Origin of the sequence: Actinomadura fulvescens (assembly GCF_039533225.1) — a bacterium.
GTDB lineage: Bacteria > Actinomycetota > Actinomycetes > Streptosporangiales > Streptosporangiaceae > Spirillospora > Spirillospora fulvescens.
This window is the reverse complement of sequence record NZ_BAAATD010000040.1, coordinates 1-5,362: the sequence shown is the minus strand read 5'-3', so window position 1 is coordinate 5,362 and position 5,362 is coordinate 1. Positions and strand designations below refer to the sequence as shown.

The window sequence follows — 5,362 nt, the reverse complement described above, 5'->3', positions numbered from 1 at the left end:
GTGTCCGGCGGTGTCCTACTCTCCCACACAGTCTCCCGTGCAGTACCATCGGCGCTGAAGGGCTTAACTTCCGGGTTCGGGATGGGACCGGGTGTTTCCCCTTCGCCATAACCACCGAACGACCAACGCACAACCCCCACAACAGGCGGGTCGGCAAGTTGTTGTCGTCCGAGCCGGTACAGGCTCGAAACAATATGCTGTTGTGTCACGGTTCCCGTTTGTTTTCTGGGAACCACACAGGGACGCGAACACTCTCACACGCAGGTGGCTGTTTCGATTGGTTTGAACGTTGTGTGTGTTCAAGCCACTCGGCCTATTAGTACCAGTCGACTCCACACGTTGCCGCGCTTCCATCTCTGGCCTATCAACCCAGTGGTCTAGCTGGGGGCCTTACAACCTCGAAGGGTTGGGAGAACTCATCTTGAGGCAGGCTTCCCGCTTAGATGCTTTCAGCGGTTATCCCTACCGAACGTAGCCAACCAGCCGTGCCCCTGGCGGGACAACTGGCACACCAGAGGTTCGTCCGTCCCGGTCCTCTCGTACTAGGGACAGATCCTCTCAATTCTCCTACGCGCGCAGCGGATAGGGACCGAACTGTCTCGCGACGTTCTAAACCCAGCTCGCGTGCCGCTTTAATGGGCGAACAGCCCAACCCTTGGGACCTACTCCAGCCCCAGGATGCGACGAGCCGACATCGAGGTGCCAAACCATCCCGTCGATATGGACTCTTGGGGAAGATCAGCCTGTTATCCCCGGGGTACCTTTTAGCCGTTGAGCGACACCACTTCCACACGTCGGTGCCGGATCACTAGGCCCTGCTTTCGCACCTGCTCGACATGTCTGTCTCACAGTCAAGCTCCCTTGTGCCCTTGCACTCGCCACCTGATTGCCAACCAGGCTGAGGGAACCTTTGGGCGCCTCCGTTACTCTTTGGGAGGCAACCGCCCCAGTTAAACTACCCACCAGGCACTGTCCCCCACCCAGATCCATGGGTGCGGGTTAGACGCTCAAAACGACCAGAGTGGTATTTCACCAATGACTCCACCGACACTGGCGTGCCGGCTTCACCGTCTCCCACCTATCCTACACAAGACGCTCCAAACGCCAATGCCAAGCTATAGTGAAGGTCCCGGGGTCTTTCCGTCCTGCTGCGCGAAACGAGCATCTTTACTCGTACTGCAATTTCGCCGGGCCTGTGGTTGAGACAGCGGGGAAGTCGTTACGCCATTCGTGCAGGTCGGAACTTACCCGACAAGGAATTTCGCTACCTTAGGATGGTTATAGTTACCACCGCCGTTTACCGGCGCTTAGATTCTCAGCGTCGACCCTTACGGGTCTAACCGGTCCTCTTAACGTTCCGGCACCGGGCAGGCGTCAGTCCGTATACAGCGTCTTACGACTTCGCACGGACCTGTGTTTTTAGTAAACAGTCGCTTCCCCCTGGCCTCTGCGACCACCCCCAGCTCCGAGAGTAAATCTCATCACCGGGCATGGTCCCCCTTCTCCCAAAGTTACGGGGGCAATTTGCCGAGTTCCTTAACCACAGTTCACCCGATCGCCTTGGTATTCTCTACCTGACCACCTGAGTCGGTTTGGGGTACGGGCCGCCAGTACACTCGCTAGAGGCTTTTCTCGGCAGCATGGGATCACTCACTTCACCTAAAACGGCTCGGCATCAGCTCTCAGGATATGTGAGAGACGGATTTACCTATCTCTCTCCCTACGGCCTTACCCCGGGACAACCATCGCCCGGGCTGAGCTACCCTCCTGCGTCACCCCATCGCTCACCTACTACCACCTCGGGTCCCACGCTCCCCCCATCCACACTCCCGAAGGAGCACGGCGGGGTTCGGGTGGTTAGCATCAGTGGGTTCGGCGTTGGCGCGTACCAGCGGGTACGGGAATATCAACCCGTTGTCCATCGACTACGCCTGTCGGCCTCGCCTTAGGTCCCGACTTACCCTGGGCGGATTAGCCTGCCCCAGGAACCCTTGGTCATCCGGCGCAAGAGTTTCTCACTCTTGATTCGCTACTCATGCCTGCATTCTCACTCCCACAACCTCCACCCCTAGGTCACCCTGAGGCTTCACCGGTTGCAGGACGCTCCCCTACCCACCCCAACACAAGGTTGGAGTGCCACGGCTTCGGCGGTGTGCTTGAGCCCCGCTACATTGTCGGCGCGGAATCACTTGACCAGTGAGCTATTACGCACTCTTTCAAGGATGGCTGCTTCTAAGCCAACCTCCTGGTTGTCACGGCAACTCCACATCCTTTCCCACTTAGCACACGCTTAGGGGCCTTAGCCGATGATCTGGGCTGTTTCCCTCTCGACTACGAAGCTTATCCCCCGCAGTCTCACTGCCACGCTCTCACTTACCGGCATTCGGAGTTTGGCTGACGTCAGTAACCTTGTAGGGCCCATTAGCCATCCAGTAGCTCTACCTCCGGCAAGAAACACGCGACGCTGCACCTAAATGCATTTCGGGGAGAACCAGCTATCACGGAGTTTGATTGGCCTTTCACCCCTAACCACAGGTCATCCCCCAGGTTTTCAACCCTGGTGGGTTCGGGCCTCCACACCGTCTTACCGGCGCTTCACCCTGCCCATGGCTAGATCACCCCGCTTCGGGTCTACAGCATGCGACTATATCGCCCTCTTCAGACTCGCTTTCGCTACGGCTACCCGCCACCGGTTAACCTCGCCACACACCATAACTCGCAGGCTCATTCTTCAAAAGGCACGCCATCACCAGACAAGAAAAAACAAGTTTTCCTTGTAGGAGGCTCTGACGGCTTGTAGGCACACGGTTTCAGGTACTATTTCACGACCCCTCACCGGGGCACTTTTCACCATTCCCTCACGGTACTGATCCGCTATCGGTCATCAGGAAGTATTCAGCCTTACCAAGTGGTCTTGGCAGATTCACACGGGATTTCACGGGCCCCGTGCTACTCGGGAACACACCCAAGAGACATCGCAATTTCGTCTACCGGACTCTCACCGTCTACGGTCGGCCTTCCCATGCCATTCGACTATCACGACGCTTTATAACTCTCTGCCGGGTCGGTAGCCCCAGCGGGATGGTCCCACAACCCCGCACACGCAACCCCTACCAGGTATCACACGCGCACGGTTTAGGCTAATCCGCTTTCGCTCACCACTACTCACGGAATCACTATTGTTTTCTCTTCCTGCGGGTACTGAGATGTTTCACTTCCCCGCGTTCCCACCAACCTGCCTATACATTCAGCAGGCGGCGACACCCCATGACGAGTGCCAGGTTTCCCCATTCGGAAATCCCCGGATCAAAGTCTGGTTGCCGACTCCCCGAGGCATATCGCAGGCTCCCACGTCCTTCATCGGCTCCTGATGCCAAGGCATCCACCGTATGCCCTTAAAAACTTGAACACACAAAACGATCAAACAAATCGCAACAGAGAACAAAACCCCCCTCACAAAAACAACATGAGGAGACCCTTGTTCAGAGATGCTCGCGTCCACTGTGCAGTTCTCAAAAAACAACCGGGCCCACCAGAACCCCCTACAGACCACGTCTGTAGGAGGCATCTGGTCCCGTGATCCGAGGTCATCGGACACTCACGTGCCCGTTTCCTCAGGACCCAACAGCGTGTCCACCAGTCCCGCGACCCCGCCTCGCCGTTCCCACTCCACCCCGAGGGGCGGCGGTACTTGCCGGACGGCACCGTAGTGCTGGTGAGTAGCCAGTGCTCCACATCTATGAGCAGCCACCCGATGAACGATCGTCATCGACGGCGGCCACCGACCACAACCCGCAGGTCGTGGCCAGTTGGTGCTCCTTAGAAAGGAGGTGATCCAGCCGCACCTTCCGGTACGGCTACCTTGTTACGACTTCGTCCCAATCGCCGGCCCCACCTTCGACCGCTCCCTCCCCTACAGGGGTTGGGCCACGGGCTTCGGGTGTTGCTGACTTTCGTGACGTGACGGGCGGTGTGTACAAGGCCCGGGAACGTATTCACCGCAGCGTTGCTGATCTGCGATTACTAGCGACTCCGACTTCATGGGGTCGAGTTGCAGACCCCAATCCGAACTGAGACCGGCTTTAAGGGATTCGCTCCACCTCGCGGTATCGCAGCCCTCTGTACCGGCCATTGTAGCATGTTTGCAGCCCAAGACATAAGGGGCATGATGACTTGACGTCATCCCCACCTTCCTCCGAGTTGACCCCGGCGGTCTCCCATGAGTCCCCAACCACCCGAAGGTGTTGCTGGCAACATGGAACGAGGGTTGCGCTCGTTGCGGGACTTAACCCAACATCTCACGACACGAGCTGACGACAGCCATGCACCACCTGTCACCGGCCCAAAAAGGACCCCGCATCTCTGCGGGTTTTCCGGCGATGTCAAGCCTTGGTAAGGTTCTTCGCGTTGCGTCGAATTAAGCAACATGCTCCGCCGCTTGTGCGGGCCCCCGTCAATTCCTTTGAGTTTTAGCCTTGCGGCCGTACTCCCCAGGCGGGGCGCTTAATGCGTTAGCTACGGCGCGGAATCCGTGGAAGGACCCCACACCTAGCGCCCAACGTTTACGGCGTGGACTACCAGGGTATCTAATCCTGTTCGCTCCCCACGCTTTCGCTCCTCAGCGTCAGTACAGGCCCAGAGAACCGCCTTCGCCACCGGTGTTCCTCCCGATATCTGCGCATTTCACCGCTACACCGGGAATTCCGTTCTCCCCTACCTGCCTCTAGTCTGCCCGTATCCACCGCAGACCCACAGTTAAGCTGTGGGCTTTCACGACAGACGCAACAAACCGCCTACGAGCTCTTTACGCCCAATAATTCCGGACAACGCTTGCGCCCTACGTATTACCGCGGCTGCTGGCACGTAGTTAGCCGGCGCTTCTTCTGCAGGTACCGTCACGTTAGCTTCGTCCCTGCTGAAAGAGGTTTACAACCCGAAGGCCGTCATCCCCCACGCGGCGTCGCTGCGTCAGGCTTCCGCCCATTGCGCAATATTCCCCACTGCTGCCTCCCGTAGGAGTCTGGGCCGTGTCTCAGTCCCAGTGTGACCGGTCGCCCTCTCAGGCCGGTTACCCGTCGTCGCCTTGGTAGGCCATCACCCCACCAACAAGCTGATAGGCCGCGAGCCCATCCCCAACCGAAAAACTTTCCACCACCAAACCATGCGGCCAGTGGTCATATCCGGTATTAGACCCAGTTTCCCAGGCTTATCCCAGAGTCAGGGGCAGGTTGCTCACGTGTTACTCACCCGTTCGCCGCTCGAGTACCCCCGAAGGGGCCTTTCCGCTCGACTTGCATGTGTTAAGCACGCCGCCAGCGTTCGTCCTGAGCCAGGATCAAACTCTCCATCAAGGCCACACGAC

The 5,362-nt window shown here is 58.2% G+C and carries 3 rRNA genes; all 3 read right to left on the bottom strand.

The features are described from left to right. Nucleotides 1–2: 2 nt before the first annotated feature. Nucleotides 3–119, bottom strand: a 5S ribosomal RNA gene (gene rrf, locus ABD333_RS47235). A 176-nt stretch (nucleotides 120–295) separates the two neighbouring features. Further along, nucleotides 296–3,409, bottom strand: a 23S ribosomal RNA gene (locus tag ABD333_RS47230). 414 nt (nucleotides 3,410–3,823) lie between these two features. After that, a 16S ribosomal RNA gene (locus tag ABD333_RS47225) occupies nucleotides 3,824–5,351 on the bottom strand. Together the 16S, 23S and 5S rRNA genes form the textbook arrangement of a ribosomal RNA operon. Between the last annotated feature and the right edge of the window lie 11 nt (nucleotides 5,352–5,362).